General features: G+C 52.4%; 13 protein-coding genes. 9 read left to right on the forward strand and 4 right to left on the reverse strand.

What is annotated here, in order from left to right; translation table 11 throughout:
- Nucleotides 1-29 precede the first annotated feature (29 nt).
- Together ampG and ABIB59_RS09295 are read right to left on the reverse strand one after the other, a co-directional pair.
- Complete coding sequence (gene ampG / locus ABIB59_RS09290) at nt 30-1,505, reverse strand: muropeptide MFS transporter AmpG (RefSeq protein WP_354035116.1); 1,476 nt, start codon at nt 1,503-1,505, stop codon at nt 30-32.
- A gap of 41 nt (nt 1,506-1,546) precedes the next feature.
- On the reverse strand, nt 1,547-2,125 hold the full coding sequence (locus ABIB59_RS09295; RefSeq protein WP_041852504.1) for a lipoprotein: 579 nt from the start codon (nt 2,123-2,125) through the stop codon (nt 1,547-1,549).
- Between the two features lie 303 nt (nt 2,126-2,428).
- Between ABIB59_RS09295 and bolA the strand changes: the two genes are divergently transcribed.
- From bolA to ABIB59_RS09340, 9 genes are all read left to right on the forward strand, one after another.
- Entirely contained in the window at nt 2,429-2,746 is a 318-nt protein-coding gene (gene bolA, locus ABIB59_RS09300) for a transcriptional regulator BolA (protein WP_041852503.1), read from the forward strand.
- 345 nt (nt 2,747-3,091) lie between these two features.
- Nucleotides 3,092-4,390, forward strand: a complete 1,299-nt coding sequence (gene tig, locus ABIB59_RS09305) for a trigger factor (RefSeq protein ID WP_354035119.1) — start codon at nt 3,092-3,094, stop codon at nt 4,388-4,390.
- 286 nt (nt 4,391-4,676) lie between these two features.
- Nucleotides 4,677-5,300, forward strand: a complete 624-nt coding sequence (clpP, locus tag ABIB59_RS09310; protein WP_041852501.1) for an ATP-dependent Clp endopeptidase proteolytic subunit ClpP — start codon at nt 4,677-4,679, stop codon at nt 5,298-5,300.
- A gap of 126 nt (nt 5,301-5,426) precedes the next feature.
- A complete protein-coding gene (gene clpX, locus ABIB59_RS09315) occupies nt 5,427-6,701 on the forward strand; it encodes an ATP-dependent protease ATP-binding subunit ClpX (protein WP_041852500.1) in 1,275 nt (424 codons plus the stop codon).
- Between the two features lie 183 nt (nt 6,702-6,884).
- Complete coding sequence (gene lon / locus ABIB59_RS09320; RefSeq protein ID WP_079497563.1) at nt 6,885-9,239, forward strand: endopeptidase La; 2,355 nt, start codon at nt 6,885-6,887, stop codon at nt 9,237-9,239.
- Nucleotides 9,240-9,449: 210 nt separating this feature from the next.
- Nucleotides 9,450-9,722, forward strand: coding sequence for a nucleoid-associated protein HU-beta (gene hupB, locus ABIB59_RS09325; RefSeq protein WP_041852498.1), 273 nt, complete (start codon nt 9,450-9,452; stop codon nt 9,720-9,722).
- Nucleotides 9,723-9,929: 207 nt separating this feature from the next.
- Nucleotides 9,930-11,804, forward strand: coding sequence for a peptidylprolyl isomerase (ppiD, locus tag ABIB59_RS09330; protein ID WP_071195831.1), 1,875 nt, complete (start codon nt 9,930-9,932; stop codon nt 11,802-11,804).
- 144 nt (nt 11,805-11,948) lie between these two features.
- Nucleotides 11,949-12,329, forward strand: coding sequence for a helix-hairpin-helix domain-containing protein (locus ABIB59_RS09335; protein WP_041852496.1), 381 nt, complete (start codon nt 11,949-11,951; stop codon nt 12,327-12,329).
- Between the two features lie 97 nt (nt 12,330-12,426).
- Complete coding sequence (locus ABIB59_RS09340) at nt 12,427-12,834, forward strand: YbgC/FadM family acyl-CoA thioesterase (protein ID WP_041852495.1); 408 nt, start codon at nt 12,427-12,429, stop codon at nt 12,832-12,834.
- Nucleotides 12,835-13,404: 570 nt separating this feature from the next.
- On the opposite strand, the gene queC is transcribed toward ABIB59_RS09340, so the two are convergent.
- Both queC and ABIB59_RS09350 read right to left on the reverse strand, forming a co-directional pair.
- The gene (queC, locus tag ABIB59_RS09345; RefSeq protein WP_041852494.1) at nt 13,405-14,100 is read right to left on the reverse strand and encodes a 7-cyano-7-deazaguanine synthase QueC; all 696 of its coding nucleotides are present in this window, start codon (nt 14,098-14,100) and stop codon (nt 13,405-13,407) included.
- A 67-nt stretch (nt 14,101-14,167) separates the two neighbouring features.
- Nucleotides 14,168-15,868 carry an SgrR family transcriptional regulator gene (locus ABIB59_RS09350; RefSeq protein WP_354035123.1) on the reverse strand — a complete coding sequence of 567 codons (1,701 nt, stop codon included), beginning with the start codon at nt 15,866-15,868 and terminating at the stop codon, nt 14,168-14,170.
- Nucleotides 15,869-15,911: the final 43 nt, after the last annotated feature.

Consider the following 15,911-nt stretch of genomic DNA (forward strand, 5'->3'; position numbering starts at 1 on the left):
CTGTGCGAGCGCCAGCGATACTGGCGCTTTCAGAAAACACGTGTTTTGCGTAGCGCCAGAAAATCTAATAATCCGCCATAGACAATACCCACCAGCGCCAGTAATGCGCCGAATTCCAGCAACGTACTGCCAATGTCGATATGGACCCATCCGCTGGCGTTCACTATCAGGATGACCAGCCAGAAACCCAGTAACAGACAGCCAGTAGAAAGCAGACGTAATGCCAGGCGGTAGGCTTTGGCAAACTCAGTGCGTGGCATAAAACGTTCTGTGCGCTGCGTGAATTCAAGCGTCTCTTTACAGAGCAGCAGCATCAACAGACCTGGCAGGGCAGCCGCGATAGAGAACAGGTAAAACATCGACCAGCCATGGGCTTCAACAAACCAGCCTGCCAGCGGCCCAACGTAAACCCGACCAACAGCAGATAACGCGGAAAGCAGGGCAAACTGGGTGGCAGAAAAGGACTTGTTGCACAGTGTCATCAGCAGCGCAACGAAGGCAGACGTGCCCATACCGCCGCAGAGATTTTCCAGAAAAACCGCTGAAGCCATGCTGATCATATCTTTCGGCGTCACGGCAAGCAGCCAGTATCCCGCATTCGAAATGCCTTGCAGCAGACCGAAAATCAGCAACGCGCGAAACAGCGATAAGCGTTGCATTAATACACCGCCCCAGAGTGCGCCAATAATAGTGGCGATAAGCCCAAGGGTTTTGTTGACTACGCCCACTTCACCGGCATCAAACCCGACGCCGCGAATCAGAAAGGTGGTGGTCAGGCTCATCGCGAACGCGTCACCAAGCTTATAAAGGACAATCAATAGCAAGATAAGCCAGGCATTATTGCGACCGAAGAAATCACGCAGCGGTTCGACAACGGCTTGTTCCAGTGAACGCGGTGCCGGGATAGCGTCGGTCGGTTCAGGGGCCAGCAACGTTGCGATAATACACGGGATCAACAGTCCGGCCATCAGCCAGTACATGCCTTGCCAGCCGAGCCAGCGGTCCGCCAGCCACAGCGCCAGACCGCCAGACACTAACATGCCTAAGCGATAACCCAGAACGCTGATTGCCGCTCCGGTTCCGCGCTCCTCTGCTGGTAGCACATCCGTTTTCCACGCATCGAAAACAATGTCCTGTGAAGCAGAACAAAAAGCGATAACGACGGCCAGACCTGCCATCCATCGCAAATGACTGCCTGGCTCAAGAAAGCCCATCGCAGCGACCGCGACAAGTAAACCCAGTTGTGTCAGGAGTAGCCAACCGCGGCGTCGGCCAAGGAAGGGCGGGGTATAGCGGTCCATCATTGGCGACCAGAGAAATTTAAAAACATAGGCCTGGCCGACAAGCGAGAAGAAACCGATGGTTTTCAGATCGACGTTAGCTACTGTCATCCACGCCTGGAGCGTACCGGATGTCAGCGCCAGTGGTAAACCTGAGGCGAAGCCCAGCATCAGCAGAATGGCTGATTTGGGTTGCTGAAATATACGAAGGTAATGACTGGACATGGTTGAGTACTGGCCCGGCGAACCGGGCCAGCGTGCGGAACTTAACGCGTGTTCTGCTTGATGAACTGATGAATTGTGGTGTCCTGAGACATATCCGCGATGGTGTCGGTCAACACGCTGTTAACGGCATTCGTGATCTTGTCGTTAGTCGCCTGGAGTGCGCCTTCAACGTTATAGCTGGCGCGGTAGTTTTTCGTCATTTTATTGCCGTTAGCTGCGGTTGCGATGATCGCAATATCCGCTTTCGTGGCAATGCTGTAACGCAGGTTGCCCTGAGAAACATCGGCATACAGCTGGTTAACAATGATTTGCAGGTTAGCCGCACCGCTTGGGCCGATCATATAACCGCGTGCAGTCATTTGTTTTTCCAACACTTCTTGTAGCAAGAAGCGCAGGTCGCGGGATGCCGTTAGGGTAACCAGTTGGTTATCGCGGGTGACTTTTGCCAGTGCCTGGTCAGGACGCTGGTCTGCGCCAGTGATGCTCACTGTAACGCCCATCAGGCTAGGATCCTGCTGTGGCAGCGTAATCTTCGGTGACACTTCAAGAGTGGTTGGCGGGGTGGCGCACCCGGCCAGCATAAATAAAGCGACCAATGGGAAGAGAAGTTTTTTTAACATGTTCAGGCTCTCAGTGGATCTTAAGCTTAGATAGGGAAAATTCTTGCCATCATAACATCGCCGTCAACAAGGGGAAGTCCTCAATGCATGTAAATTCATCGCCTTGTGCTTTTTTTAACCGCACGAACGATTTGCTCTGTCGAACATGACGTCATTTTTGACCTTTTCAGTAGAGTTCATACCTTTGACTGAGAAAATAGGACGAAAGCTAAATTTTTGTTGTTTTCTTGTTATGAACACGATAAAAGCGGCTAACATTTAAAGGGATGGGTCGCATCTCAGCGTTGTCGGAGGAGTCCTTTCATGATGATACGTGAGCAGATAGAAGATAAATTAAGGGCAGCGTTTGAACCCGTGTTCCTCGAAGTTGTTGATGAAAGCTATCGTCACAATGTACCGGCCGGTTCCGAAAGCCATTTCAAAGTTGTGCTGGTCAGTGACCGCTTTTCCGGGGAGCGTTTCCTCAACCGTCACCGTATGATCTACGGCACCCTTGCGGCGGAACTCTCGTCCACCGTTCATGCACTGGCTCTGCATACCTACACGATTAAGGAGTGGGAAGGTCTGCAGGACACCGTTTTCGCCTCGCCGCCATGCAGGGGAGCAGGCAGCATCGCGTAAAACGCATTTGCAACTGCCTGAGCTTTTCCAGTATGTTGCGTACAGTTTAAGTAAAAACGGCCTGCGGGCCGTTTTGTTTTGTCTGAGTTTTGAGCGAGAAGCGCAATTTTTAGGTCAAAATTACCTCGGAATTGTGAAAAATGGCGCAACAATGCGGCGTTCCCGTTCTCGACTCACTAAAGTGATGCCGCTATAATGCCGCGTCTTTATATATGAACGTCTTCGGGATGATTCTGGTGACAGGGAATGTATATCTGATTTGAGAGAGCATCCCGGTTCTGCGAAGCCCTATGACAGCTTCCAGAGTAGAGTTGACCGAGCACTGTGATTTTTTGAGGTAACAAGATGCAAGTTTCAGTTGAAACCACTCAGGGCCTTGGGCGCCGTGTAACGATTACTATCGCTGCTGACAGCATCGAGACCGCTGTGAAGAGCGAGCTGGTTAACGTAGCGAAGAAAGTACGTATTGACGGCTTCCGTAAAGGCAAAGTACCGATGAATGTCGTTGCTCAGCGTTATGGCGCCTCCGTACGTCAGGACGTACTGGGCGAACTGATGAGCCGCAACTTTATTGACGCGATCATTCAGGAAAAAATCAACCCGGCTGGCGCACCGAACTATGTTCCGGGCGAATACAAACTGGGCGAAGACTTTACCTACTCCGTAGAATTTGAAGTTTATCCGGAAGTTGAGCTGAAAGGCCTGGAAACTATCGAAGTTGAAAAACCGGTTGTAGAAGTGACCGACGCTGACGTCGACACTATGCTGGACACCCTGCGTAAACAACAAGCAACCTGGAAAGATAAAGATGGTGCTGTTGACGCGGAAGACCGTGTGACTGTTGATTTCACTGGCTCTGTAGACGGTGAAGAGTTCGAAGGCGGCAAAGCCACTGATTTCGTGCTGGCGATGGGCCAGGGTCGTATGATCCCAGGCTTTGAAGACGGCATTAAAGGCCACAAAGCGGGTGACGAGTTCACCATCGACGTGACCTTCCCGGAAGACTACCACGCTGAAAACCTGAAAGGTAAAGCGGCGAAATTCGTTATCAACCTGAAAAAAGTTGAAGAACGTGAGCTGCCGGAACTGACCGAAGAGTTCATCAAACGTTTCGGCGTTGAAGATGGTTCTGTTGCTGGTCTGCGTGCAGAAGTACGTAAGAACATGGACCGTGAGCTGAAAGGCGCTGTGCGTAACCGCATCAAGTCTCAGGCAATCGAAGGTCTGGTGAAAGCGAACGAGATCGAAATCCCGTCAGCCCTGATCGACAGCGAAATCGACGTTCTGCGTCGTCAGGCTGCTCAGCGCTTCGGTGGTAACGAGAAACAAGCGCTGGAACTGCCGCGTGAGCTGTTTGAAGAGCAGGCTAAACGCCGCGTGATCGTTGGTCTGCTGCTGGGCGAAGTGATTCGCACCAACGAGCTGAAAGCTGACGAAGAACGCGTGAAAGGTCTGATCGAAGAGATGGCTTCTGCTTACGAAGATCCGACCGAAGTTATCCAATTCTACAGCAAAAACAAAGAGCTGACCGATAACATGCGTAACGTCGCTCTGGAAGAACAGGCTGTTGAAGCTGTACTGGCAAAAGCAAAAGTGACTGAGAAAGCAACCAGCTTCCAGGAACTGATGAACCAGCAGGCTTAATTTACTCATCCGGTATAAAGAGTAAACAATAAGCCCGTCACCTTCTGGTGACGGGCTTTTTTTATCGCATTGATGTTATCAGAAGTGTGCTAAAAGGGCGTTTCAGTGTTAGCGTAACAGCAAAAGGTTGTTATGCTTGAAATAAGGTGTGGTCATCCCCATTAAGGGACTATCGACTGTGAACACTCTGGCTGATAATCCGTCCGTGAGGGGTCGTAGTCAGACCTGGCTCACTCAAGTACAATCAGTACAGCAGGTTATTTATTTTTAGATCCAGGAGACGGACATGTCATACAGCGGCGAACGAGATACCTTTGCACCCCATATGGCCCTGGTGCCAATGGTTATTGAACAGACCTCACGCGGTGAGCGCTCTTTTGATATCTACTCCCGTCTTCTTAAGGAACGTGTCATTTTCATGACGGGTCAGGTTGAAGACCACATGGCAAACCTGATCGTGGCGCAGATGTTGTTCCTGGAAGCGGAGAATCCGGAAAAAGATATTTACCTGTATATTAACTCTCCGGGTGGCGTTATCACCGCCGGAATGTCAATTTACGACACCATGCAATTTATTAAGCCTGACGTCAGCACCATTTGTATGGGCCAGGCCGCGTCCATGGGCGCATTCCTGCTGACGGCGGGAGCAAAAGGCAAGCGTTTCTGCCTGCCAAACTCACGCGTGATGATTCACCAGCCGCTGGGTGGTTACCAGGGGCAGGCGACGGATATTGAGATCCACGCCCGTGAAATCCTGAAAGTGAAAGGGCGTATGAACGAACTCATGGCGCACCATACGGGTCAATCTTTAGAGCAAATTGAACGAGATACAGAACGTGACCGTTTCCTCTCTGCGAACGAAGCCGTCGAATACGGTCTGGTTGATTCAATTTTGACCCATCGTAATTAATGCTCAGGCCGGAGTAGTGCCGCTATAATGAATATCGAGCGGCACTACGCTGGCAAGCGTTTTGCGCCTGGAATGGCATTTGCGTCGTCATGTGCGGCACAAAGAACAGAAAAGAGGTTTTGACTCATGACAGATAAACGCAAAGATGGTTCGGGCAAACTGTTGTACTGCTCTTTTTGCGGCAAAAGCCAGCATGAAGTGCGCAAGCTCATTGCCGGGCCGTCCGTGTATATCTGCGACGAATGTGTTGATCTGTGTAACGACATTATTCGCGAAGAGATTAAAGAAGTTGCGCCGCATCGCGAGCGCAGTGCACTGCCGACCCCGCACGAGATTCGCCATCACCTGGACGATTATGTTATCGGTCAGGAACAGGCGAAAAAAGTGTTGGCCGTCGCGGTATACAACCACTACAAACGTCTGCGCAACGGCGACACCAGCAATGGTGTTGAGCTGGGCAAAAGTAACATTCTGCTGATCGGGCCAACCGGTTCCGGTAAAACGCTGCTGGCTGAAACACTGGCGCGCCTGCTGGATGTTCCGTTTACCATGGCGGATGCCACCACACTGACCGAAGCGGGTTATGTGGGTGAAGACGTTGAAAACATCATCCAGAAACTGTTGCAGAAGTGCGATTACGACGTACAAAAAGCGCAGCGCGGCATCGTCTACATTGATGAGATCGATAAGATCTCGCGTAAGTCTGATAATCCGTCTATCACCCGTGACGTATCCGGTGAAGGCGTACAGCAGGCGTTGCTGAAACTGATCGAAGGTACCGTGGCAGCCGTGCCGCCGCAGGGTGGTCGTAAACACCCGCAACAGGAATTCTTACAGGTTGATACCTCCAAGATCCTGTTCATTTGTGGTGGCGCATTCGCCGGTCTGGATAAAGTGATTTCCCATCGTGTTGAAACCGGTTCTGGTATCGGCTTTGGCGCGACGGTAAAAGCGAAATCCGAAAAAGCGAATGAAGGCGAACTGCTGGCCCAGGTTGAGCCGGAAGATCTGATCAAATTTGGTCTGATCCCGGAATTTATTGGTCGTCTGCCGGTGGTGGCAACCCTCAACGAGCTGAGCGAAGAAGCGCTGATTCAGATCCTGAAAGAGCCGAAAAATGCCCTGACTAAACAGTATCAGGCGCTGTTCAATCTTGAAGGTGTGGATTTGGAGTTCCGTGACGAAGCCTTGACCGCTATCGCGAAGAAAGCGATGGTGCGTAAAACGGGTGCGCGTGGTCTGCGTTCCATCGTCGAAGCGGCGTTACTGGACACCATGTATGATCTGCCGTCTCTGGAAGAGGTCGACAAAGTGGTTATTGATGAGTCCGTCATCGCCGGGCAAAGCAAACCGCTGTTGATCTACGGTAAGCACGAAGCGCAACAGGCATCTGGTGAATAATTCACCAATCCATACATACAGTTAATGAAAAAGGGGGGATTTTATCTCCCCTTTTATTTTTCCTGATTCTCGCCGTTGAATGTGTGGGAAACATCCCCATATACTGCTTTACATGTTAATGGTGCGTGTTGCACAGTCACGTCACCGGATTACCTGGCGGACATTAAACTAAGAGAGAGCTCTATGAATCCTGAGCGTTCTGAACGCATTGAAATCCCCGTATTGCCGTTGCGCGATGTGGTGGTTTATCCGCACATGGTCATACCCCTGTTTGTAGGGCGGGAAAAATCTATCCGTTGTCTTGAAGCGGCCATGGACCATGATAAAAAAATCATGTTGGTTGCACAGAAAGAAGCCTCAACGGATGAGCCGGGTGTAAACGATCTTTTCACCGTCGGGACCGTGGCCTCTATTCTGCAGATGCTGAAACTGCCTGACGGCACTGTCAAAGTGCTGGTGGAAGGTCTGCAGCGCGCGCGCATTACCACGCTGTCGGATAATGGCGAACATTTCACGGCTAAAGCGGAATATCTCGATTCCCCGGCCATTGATGAGCGCGAGCAGGAAGTGCTGGTACGCACTGCCATCAGCCAGTTTGAAGGCTATATCAAGCTCAACAAAAAAATCCCACCGGAAGTGCTGACTTCGCTGAACAGCATTGACGACCCTGCGCGTCTGGCCGATACCATTGCCGCGCATATGCCATTGAAACTGGCCGACAAACAGTCCGTTCTGGAGATGTCCGACGTTAATGAACGTCTGGAATATCTGATGGCGATGATGGAATCGGAAATCGACCTGCTGCAGGTCGAGAAGCGCATCCGTAATCGCGTCAAAAAACAGATGGAGAAATCTCAGCGCGAGTACTACCTGAACGAGCAGATGAAGGCTATTCAGAAAGAACTCGGCGAGATGGATGACGCGCCGGATGAGAACGAAGCGCTGAAACGCAAAATCGACGCGGCCAAAATGCCAAAAGAGGCAAAAGAGAAGGCCGAAGCCGAACTGCAGAAACTAAAAATGATGTCCCCGATGTCTGCGGAAGCCACCGTGGTCCGCGGTTATATCGAGTGGATGATTCAGGTTCCGTGGTATGCGCGCAGCAAAGTGAAAAAAGATCTGCGTCAGGCGCAGGAAGTGCTCGATACCGACCACTATGGCCTTGAGCGTGTCAAAGACCGCATCCTTGAGTATCTCGCGGTACAAAGCCGTATGAACAAACTCAAAGGCCCAATCCTGTGTCTGGTTGGACCGCCGGGGGTGGGTAAAACCTCTCTGGGTCAGTCCATCGCCAAAGCGACAGGACGTAAGTACATCCGTATGGCGCTGGGCGGCGTGCGTGACGAAGCGGAAATTCGCGGTCACCGTCGTACCTACATTGGCTCCATGCCAGGCAAACTGATCCAGAAGATGGCCAAAGTGGGCGTGAAAAACCCGCTGTTCCTGCTCGATGAGATCGACAAAATGTCTTCGGACATGCGTGGCGATCCAGCATCTGCTCTGCTGGAAGTGCTTGATCCGGAACAGAACGTTGCATTTAGCGATCACTATCTGGAAGTGGATTACGATCTCAGCGATGTCATGTTTGTCGCGACGTCTAACTCCATGAACATTCCGGCACCGCTGCTCGATCGTATGGAAGTCATCCGTCTTTCCGGTTACACGGAAGATGAGAAGCTGAATATTGCTAAACAGCATCTGCTGACGAAACAGATCGAACGTAATGCGCTCAAACCGACGGAACTGACCGTGGATGACAGCGCCATTGTCGGCATCATCCGTTATTATACCCGTGAAGCGGGCGTGCGTAGCCTTGAGCGTGAAATCTCGAAATTGTGCCGTAAAGCGGTGAAACAGCTACTGATGGATCCGACACTGAAACACATCGAGATTAACGGGGACAATCTGCACGATTACCTGGGCGTTCAGCGCTTTGACTATGGCCGCGCGGATGACGAAAACCGTGTAGGTCAGGTAACCGGGCTGGCGTGGACCGAAGTCGGCGGCGACCTGCTGACCATCGAAACCGCGTGCGTACCGGGCAAAGGCAAGCTGACTTATACCGGTTCGCTCGGTGAAGTTATGCAGGAATCTATCCAGGCTGCGCTGACCGTGGTGCGTGCACGGGCGGAAAAACTCGGTATTAACGGGGATTTCTACGAAAAACGCGATATTCACGTTCACGTACCGGAAGGGGCTACGCCGAAAGACGGCCCGAGCGCCGGTATCGCGATGTGTACCGCGCTGGTTTCTTGCCTGACTGGCAACCCGGTACGTGCTGATGTGGCGATGACGGGTGAAATTACCCTGCGTGGTCAGGTTCTGCCGATTGGTGGCCTGAAAGAAAAACTGCTGGCGGCGCACCGTGGCGGGATCAAAACCGTGCTAATTCCTTACGAGAACAAACGCGATCTTGAGGAAATTCCGGAAAACGTCATTGCCGACCTGGACATCCATCCGGTTAAGCGCATTGACGAGGTTCTGGCGCTGGCATTGCAAAACGAACCGTTTGGTATGCAGGTCGCGACCGCAAAATAGTGACCGCGCGCAAAGAGCGTTGATAAAAACAAGGCTGGTAAGGCATTTCGGACTTGCCAGCCTTTTTTTGTATAGCTAATTTAGATTGCTGGTTGGGTGTGTCATCATCAACTGGTGTTGTAAGGGCATGACAGGCCTGATATAACTGCTGCGCGGTCGCGCTGTGAAGGACTCAGGCGCGATATAAATTATAAAGAGAGGAAGAGAAGAGTGAATAAATCTCAACTGATAGACAAGATTGCCGCGGGGGCTGACATCTCTAAAGCGGCTGCTGGACGTGCGTTAGATGCTTTAATTGCTTCTGTTACTGAATCTCTGAAAGAAGGGGACGATGTAGCGCTGGTAGGTTTTGGTACTTTTGCTGTTAAAGAGCGTGCTGCGCGTACAGGTCGCAACCCTCAGACCGGCAAAGAAATCACTATCGCCGCAGCTAAGGTTCCGGGCTTCCGCGCTGGCAAGGCACTGAAAGACGCGGTTAACTGATCGCTTCCCTGTGGGAGGTGAAAAGTACAAGGGCGCATCGAGAGATGTGCCTTTTTTATTTATTCAGTCACTCTTATCTGAGTTTCTGCGAGTTGTGGGCTGACAATTGCCCCCTTTTCTTGTCAAAATACGACCCTATACGCAGCGTCGGGAAACTGAGTGACTGCGAGAGGTCTACAGTCACCTACAGCGGAGTGTTGTTACACCATGATGGACAATTTACGCACGGCAGCAAACAGCATCGTGCTCAAGATCATTTTCGGCGTCATTATCGTGTCGTTCATTTTGACCGGCGTCAGTAGCTACCTTATTGGCGGTAACAATAATTATGCCGCAAAGGTAAATGACCAGGAGATTGGTCGCGCACAATTCGAAAATGCGGTTGCCAGTGAACGTAATCGTATGCAGCAGCAACTGGGTGATCAGTTCTCAGAGCTGGCCGCGAATGAAAACTATATCAAATCCATGCGTCAGCAGGTGCTGAACCGCCTTATCGACGAAGCACTGCTGGACCAGTACGCACATAACCTGCACCTGGGCATCAGCGATGAGCAGGTTAAGAAAGCGATTTTCTCCACCCAGGCTTTCCAGACCAACGGTAAATTCGATAACGACCGTTTCAACGGCATCGTCAACCAGATGGGTATGAATGCAGATCAGTATGCACAGGCGCTGCGCAACCAACTGACCTCTCAGCAACTGATCAACGCGATTGCGGGTACGGACTTCATGCTCAAAGGTGAGACGGATGAACTGGCGGCGCTGGTTTCCCAGCAGCGCGTTGTGCGTCAGGCGCTGATCGACGTGAATGCGCTGGCGGCAAAACAGACCGTAAGCGATCAGGAGATCGCCGGCTTCTATGAGCAGAATAAAACCCGCTTTGTCTCCCCGGAGCAGTTCCGTGTCAGCTATATCAAGTTGGATGCGGCCAACATGCAGCAGGACGTCAGCGATGCGGATATTCAGTCTTACTATGATCAGCACATGGATCAGTTCACGCAGCCGCAGCGTAATCGCTATAGCGTTATTCAGACCAAAACAGAAGATGACGCGAAAGCCGTGCTGGACGCACTAAGCAAAGGGGCAGATTTTGCCGCACTGGCGAAAGAAAAATCCACCGACATTATCTCTGCCCGTAACGGCGGTGATATGGGGTGGCTGGAGCCGGCCACCACACCTGACGAACTGAAAAATTCAGGTCTGAAAGACAAAGGCCAACTGTCAGGCGTGATCAAATCTTCCGTTGGCTTCCTGGTTGTTCGTCTTGATGACATTCAGCCTGCAAAAGCTAAACCGCTGAGCGACGTTCATGACGAGATCGCCGCGAAAGTGAAGCAGGATAAGGCACTGGATGCCTGGTATGCCCTGCAACAGAAGGTGAGCGAAGCCGCAAGTAACGATAATGAATCTCTGGCGGGTGCTGAGCAAGTCGCCGGGACAAAAGCCGTTGAAACGGGCTGGTTTAGCCGTGACAGCCTGCCGCAAGAACTTAATTTTAAACCGGTTGCCAATGCTATTTTTGACGGTGGTCTGGTGGGTGTGAACGGTGCGCCGGGCAGTAACTCTGACATTATTACTGTCGATGGCGACCGCGCCTTCGTGTTGCGTGTGAGTGAGCATAAAGCAGAGGCGGTTAAGCCACTGGAAGAGGTTAAAGCTCAGGTCAGTGAGATCGTTAAACATAACAAAGCGGAGCAGCAGGCCAAACTGGATGCTGACAAGCTGATCGCTGAACTGAAAGCGGGTAAAGGCGATGATGCGCTGAAAGCCGCAGGGTTAAGCTTTGGCGCGGCGAAAACCTTGACTCGTACCGGTCAGGATCCGATTAGCCAGGCGGCATTCAGCCTGCCGTTGCCGGAGAAAGACAAACCGGGTTATGGCGTAGCGAACGATGCCCAGGGCAATGTCGCGATTCTGGCGTTAGATGAAGTGAAAGCTGGCACCATGCCGGACGACCAGAAGAAAGCGATGGTTCAGGGTATTACCCAGAACAATGCACAGATCGCTTTCGAGGCGCTGATGACCAACCTGCGTAAAGAGGCCAAAATCAAACTTGGCGCGATTATGGAACAGCAGGAATAGCGAGACGCTTCCCACAAATATTGCAACGCTTTGCAATTCAAAAGGCCGCTTTCGCGGCCTTTTCCACATTTGCACTTCGCCATTTGTCCCGTTTTTCCCGGTTGTTTATCGTAGCCTCGTTGTTAAACACCAAGGAGAAACAGCATGAAACATGGAATCAAAGTACTTTTACTGACCCTTTCTTTTGCCTGTGCTGGCATCAGCCATAGTACGCTGGCAGCCCCCAATGGTGGTGGTGCGAAAGCGCCAGCGGTACAAACCAAAGCCGATAACGGTGCGACGCCGGGTGCTAAAACCCCCGACACGGCAAAAAGCACTGATGATGACGGTACAAGGGTTAGCATTAATACCGCCAGCGCTGAGGATCTGGCGCGGGTGATGAATGGCGTGGGCATGAAAAAAGCGCAGGCGATTGTGAGCTACCGGCAAGAGTACGGTCCCTTTAAGACTCTGGACGATCTGAAACAGGTGCCTGGTATGGGGAGCGCGCTTGTTGAACGCAACCTCGGAAATCTGACCCTATAAAAGATGATGCTTGCGTAGTGGCGAAATTTTGCCAGACTAAAGAGGTCATACCAGTTATGACCTCTGTTCCTATAACAAAAGTAAAGGTTAAAGCGCTATGCAGACTCAGATCAAAGTTCGTGGTTATCACCTCGATGTCTATCAGCATGTGAACAATGCCCGTTATCTGGAATTCCTGGAAGAAGCGCGTTGGGATGGGCTGGAAAACAATGAAAACTTTAAGTGGATGACGACGAATAACATCGCATTCGTGGTCGTCAACATCAATATCAATTACCGTCGTCCTGCCGTGCTGGGCGACCGCCTGACGGTGACCAGCCACGTTAAACAGATTAACGGACGAAGCGGCGTGCTCAGCCAGGTCGTGACGCTGGAACCGGGAGGTGAAGTGGTGGCCGATGCGTTAGTGACCTTTGTGTGTATTGATCTTAAAACGCAAAAGGCGCTGGCGCTGGAAGGGGAGTTACGTGAAAGGCTGGAAGAGATGATCCGCGAAGAGGCGTGACAGTCGCAAAAATCTCCCGGATGCGGCATAAATGCCTTATCCGGGCTACCACCGGTTTTCTCCCTCTCCCCCCGGGAGAGGGTTGGGGTGAGGGGAATATGCGGCCCGGGAGGTGGGTTCCGTTCACCTTATGTTCATGGCGAAATGTCACCTCCGGACACGTGAACGGGTAAAGGGGAACACCGCGTTCCCCTTTACAATCCCCGCGGCCCCGCAAAAAATCGGTGCTTCGCACTGCGTTCGCCTCCCGCCCCGCTGCCTGCGGTCGGTTTGACTCGACCTCCTGTCTCGACAAACCTCAGTCCGCCATCCCTGGCGGCCTGACCTTGCCATCGGGTCTTCGTCTCACCGATTTCAGCGGGGACTCAACCCCCTCGCTGCACGCCCTGCGCCAGGGGGACACAAAGATGTCGCTGTGGTTGTCATGCGGGAAAACGAGTCAGCCATGGTTAACAAGGTTGAAGACGTTCACAGTATCTACACGATTATCGCAGTGGATACAAATTGTAGCCCGGGGAAGCCATGTTCCCGGTTCATACCGCAGCGCACCCGGGAACCCAGAAGGGTACGTTACTTCAACCCGGTTTTCTTTTTCATGGCAGCCATCACCGCGGTCTTATCGGCCAGGTAATGGCTCAGGCCATTCGCCCGCAGGTTACAGGCGGCGCACTGTCCGCAGCCATCGCCTTTGATGCCGTTATAGCAGGTTAACGTCTCATTGCGCACCAGTTCCAGTTTGCCCCAGTAATCTGCCAGCGCCCAGGTTTCGGCTTTGTCTATCCACATCAATGGCGTTTCAAAGCGAATGTCTTTCGCCATGCCCAGAGTAACCGCATGGTTCAGGGCTTTGACAAACTCGTCTCGGCAGTCCGGATAACCGGAAAAATCGGTTTCGCAAACGCCGGTGATCACCGCTTCGGCCTGCACCTGATATGCGTAAATGGCCGCCAGGGTCAAAAACAGAATATTGCGCCCGGGTACGAACGTATTCGGGATACCACTGGCATCAGGCTGATAATCCGGTACCGGGATGCTGTCGCGCGTCAGGCTGCTGACGGCCAGTTCATTCAGTAACGTTACGTCCAACACTTTGTGCGCACGTGCGCCTAACTGTAATGCCAGTTCACGCGCCACATCGATTTCCGCACGATGACGCTGACCATAATCGAAGGTGACACAATGCACTTCATCGTATTGTTGCAACGCCTGAACCAGACAGGTTGTGGAATCCTGCCCGCCACTAAACACGACTACGGCACGTTTCATAATTATTCCCGGTATTCATTCATAAAGGCGATATGGTAGCGCGTGCGGATTGCCCCGACCAGCTTCTTCACCGCGCCGGTGCCGGTAGCCAGGCCTGGGTAAAATCAAACCAGCCACGGGTGTTCAGGCGAATGCCTTCTACGCCTGGTGGCGCGCTAATCCGATACTGATAATTAAACAGCGGTGTCAGTATTGCCTCATCCATCAGATGGCTGAATACCGCCTGCAACGCCTCGCTACGCGCAGTTTCGTCCGCCACGCTTTGCACGGCATCGAGCGTAGCCTGCAAATGAGAGAATTGCGCACGGTTGAGTACATTGGGCCAGACCGGGTCGCAGCGCAACCACTGTTCCAGCGCATATTCCGGGGCTTCGCCAATCAGCCTGTCGCCCATCAGTAAGTCTGCCTGCGCCAGCGCACTGCACCCATCCCAGGTTTTCGCATCATGAAAAATCAGCGTGACATCGCAACCCAGTTCGGCCAGATAACGTTTGAACTGTTGCGCCATAGTGTGTAATTCCACCGGCAGATGGTAAAGCAAAGTTAACGTGGGCGGTAACTCAACGCTCTCTTCCGGTGGCCACTGCGGAATCGTCCAGCCAGGGAGAAGTTCTTTACTGGGGGTAATGAGGTTTTCATCCAGCGGCAGTGTCTCCAGCAGCGACGTCTGATGGATGATTTGCACAAGGCGTCGTGACTGTGCCGGGGTGAGATTCGCGCCAATACGCTGTGTCAGATAACAAAACCCAAGGCTGACACTGTTACTCACTTGCTGCAAATGCACGAGTTCATCAGGCTCGCCAATCGCAATCTGCACCGGGTGGCGACAACTGGTCCCGAGATTCTGCTCAAAAAGCTGCGGTGTAATCCAGAACTCCACCGCTTTCAATAATGGATGAGTGAGGTGGTACTGCTCATGACTTTCCAGTCTGACCAGTTCCTTACTGAATGAGGCCAGACGGAACGGCCCGGTACCGATTAGTGGCATTTGCGGATGCGCCAGCGTGGTAGCATAGCTGGCAAGCCGGTGCGCCAGCCAGAAATCCGGATGGTGCAATGTAAATGTCAGACAGTGGGAATGGGTCGCCTCCACGCTTTTGACGCTGGCGAACAGCGTCCGTAAGGCGGGCAGTTCAAGGAGTAGCATGAAACGTGTTTGTAACTGGCGAACATTCACGACATCGCCGTTATGCCAGTGCAACGTCGTGCGGATATGAAACCGCCAGGTCAGCTTGTCCTCGCTAATATCCCAGTGATGCGCTAAATCCCCCTGCGGTAAAAAGCTATCGTCAACGAAACGCGTCAGGCCAGAGAAGATTTGCCCGGCAAGATGCTGTTCCGCCCGACCGGGTAAAAAACCCTGCCGTAGCGGCTCCAGAGGGCGGTAGTAAGGAATGCGTAACGTCGGGGTATCGTTTTGCCAGAGCCCGCCAAGGAAGGGGTTCAGTAAAATGCGCAAATCTTCCGGCGCGAGTTGCGCCAGCGCCAGCGCGTTTTGCTGCTGGCCCTCATTCAGCGCCTGCTCCATCATCTCCTGGCGCAGGGATTCCGGCGTCCGCAAAAACTGCAACGCTGCACGCTTACCCCGCCCGGAGCGGGAATCCCAGTTCAGCCAGCCGGCTTCCTGCATCTGGCGTAATAGCGTACGCATATGGCGTTCGCTGCAAAAACAGCGTGCGGCAAGTTCGGCCACGCTGACCTGTTGCGCTTCTCCTGATGAGACCTGCCAGAGGCGCTGGTATTGATTGAGTCTGTTAAGGAGTCGCATAAACCCGGAACAATTCTCTCTATCTGCTCACTATTACTTCCGT

This window comes from Citrobacter sp. UYEF32, from assembly GCF_040546205.1.
In the GTDB taxonomy this organism is placed as follows: domain Bacteria; phylum Pseudomonadota; class Gammaproteobacteria; order Enterobacterales; family Enterobacteriaceae; genus Phytobacter; species Phytobacter diazotrophicus.

What these genes read in the sequence shown, in the direction of transcription:
- ampG (WP_354035116.1), bottom strand. Translation starts at nt 1,505, where the DNA reads ATGTCCAGTCATTACCTTCGTATATTTCAGCAACCCAAATCAGCCATT.
- ABIB59_RS09295 (WP_041852504.1), bottom strand. Translation starts at nt 2,125, where the DNA reads ATGTTAAAAAAACTTCTCTTCCCATTGGTCGCTTTATTTATGCTGGCC.
- bolA (WP_041852503.1), top strand. Translation starts at nt 2,429, where the DNA reads ATGATGATACGTGAGCAGATAGAAGATAAATTAAGGGCAGCGTTTGAA.
- tig (WP_354035119.1), top strand. Translation starts at nt 3,092, where the DNA reads ATGCAAGTTTCAGTTGAAACCACTCAGGGCCTTGGGCGCCGTGTAACG.
- clpP (WP_041852501.1), top strand. Translation starts at nt 4,677, where the DNA reads ATGTCATACAGCGGCGAACGAGATACCTTTGCACCCCATATGGCCCTG.
- clpX (WP_041852500.1), top strand. Translation starts at nt 5,427, where the DNA reads ATGACAGATAAACGCAAAGATGGTTCGGGCAAACTGTTGTACTGCTCT.
- lon (WP_079497563.1), top strand. Translation starts at nt 6,885, where the DNA reads ATGAATCCTGAGCGTTCTGAACGCATTGAAATCCCCGTATTGCCGTTG.
- ppiD (WP_071195831.1), top strand. Translation starts at nt 9,930, where the DNA reads ATGATGGACAATTTACGCACGGCAGCAAACAGCATCGTGCTCAAGATC.
- ABIB59_RS09335 (WP_041852496.1), top strand. Translation starts at nt 11,949, where the DNA reads ATGAAACATGGAATCAAAGTACTTTTACTGACCCTTTCTTTTGCCTGT.
- ABIB59_RS09340 (WP_041852495.1), top strand. Translation starts at nt 12,427, where the DNA reads ATGCAGACTCAGATCAAAGTTCGTGGTTATCACCTCGATGTCTATCAG.
- queC (WP_041852494.1), bottom strand. Translation starts at nt 14,100, where the DNA reads ATGAAACGTGCCGTAGTCGTGTTTAGTGGCGGGCAGGATTCCACAACC.
- ABIB59_RS09350 (WP_354035123.1), bottom strand. Translation starts at nt 15,868, where the DNA reads ATGCGACTCCTTAACAGACTCAATCAATACCAGCGCCTCTGGCAGGTC.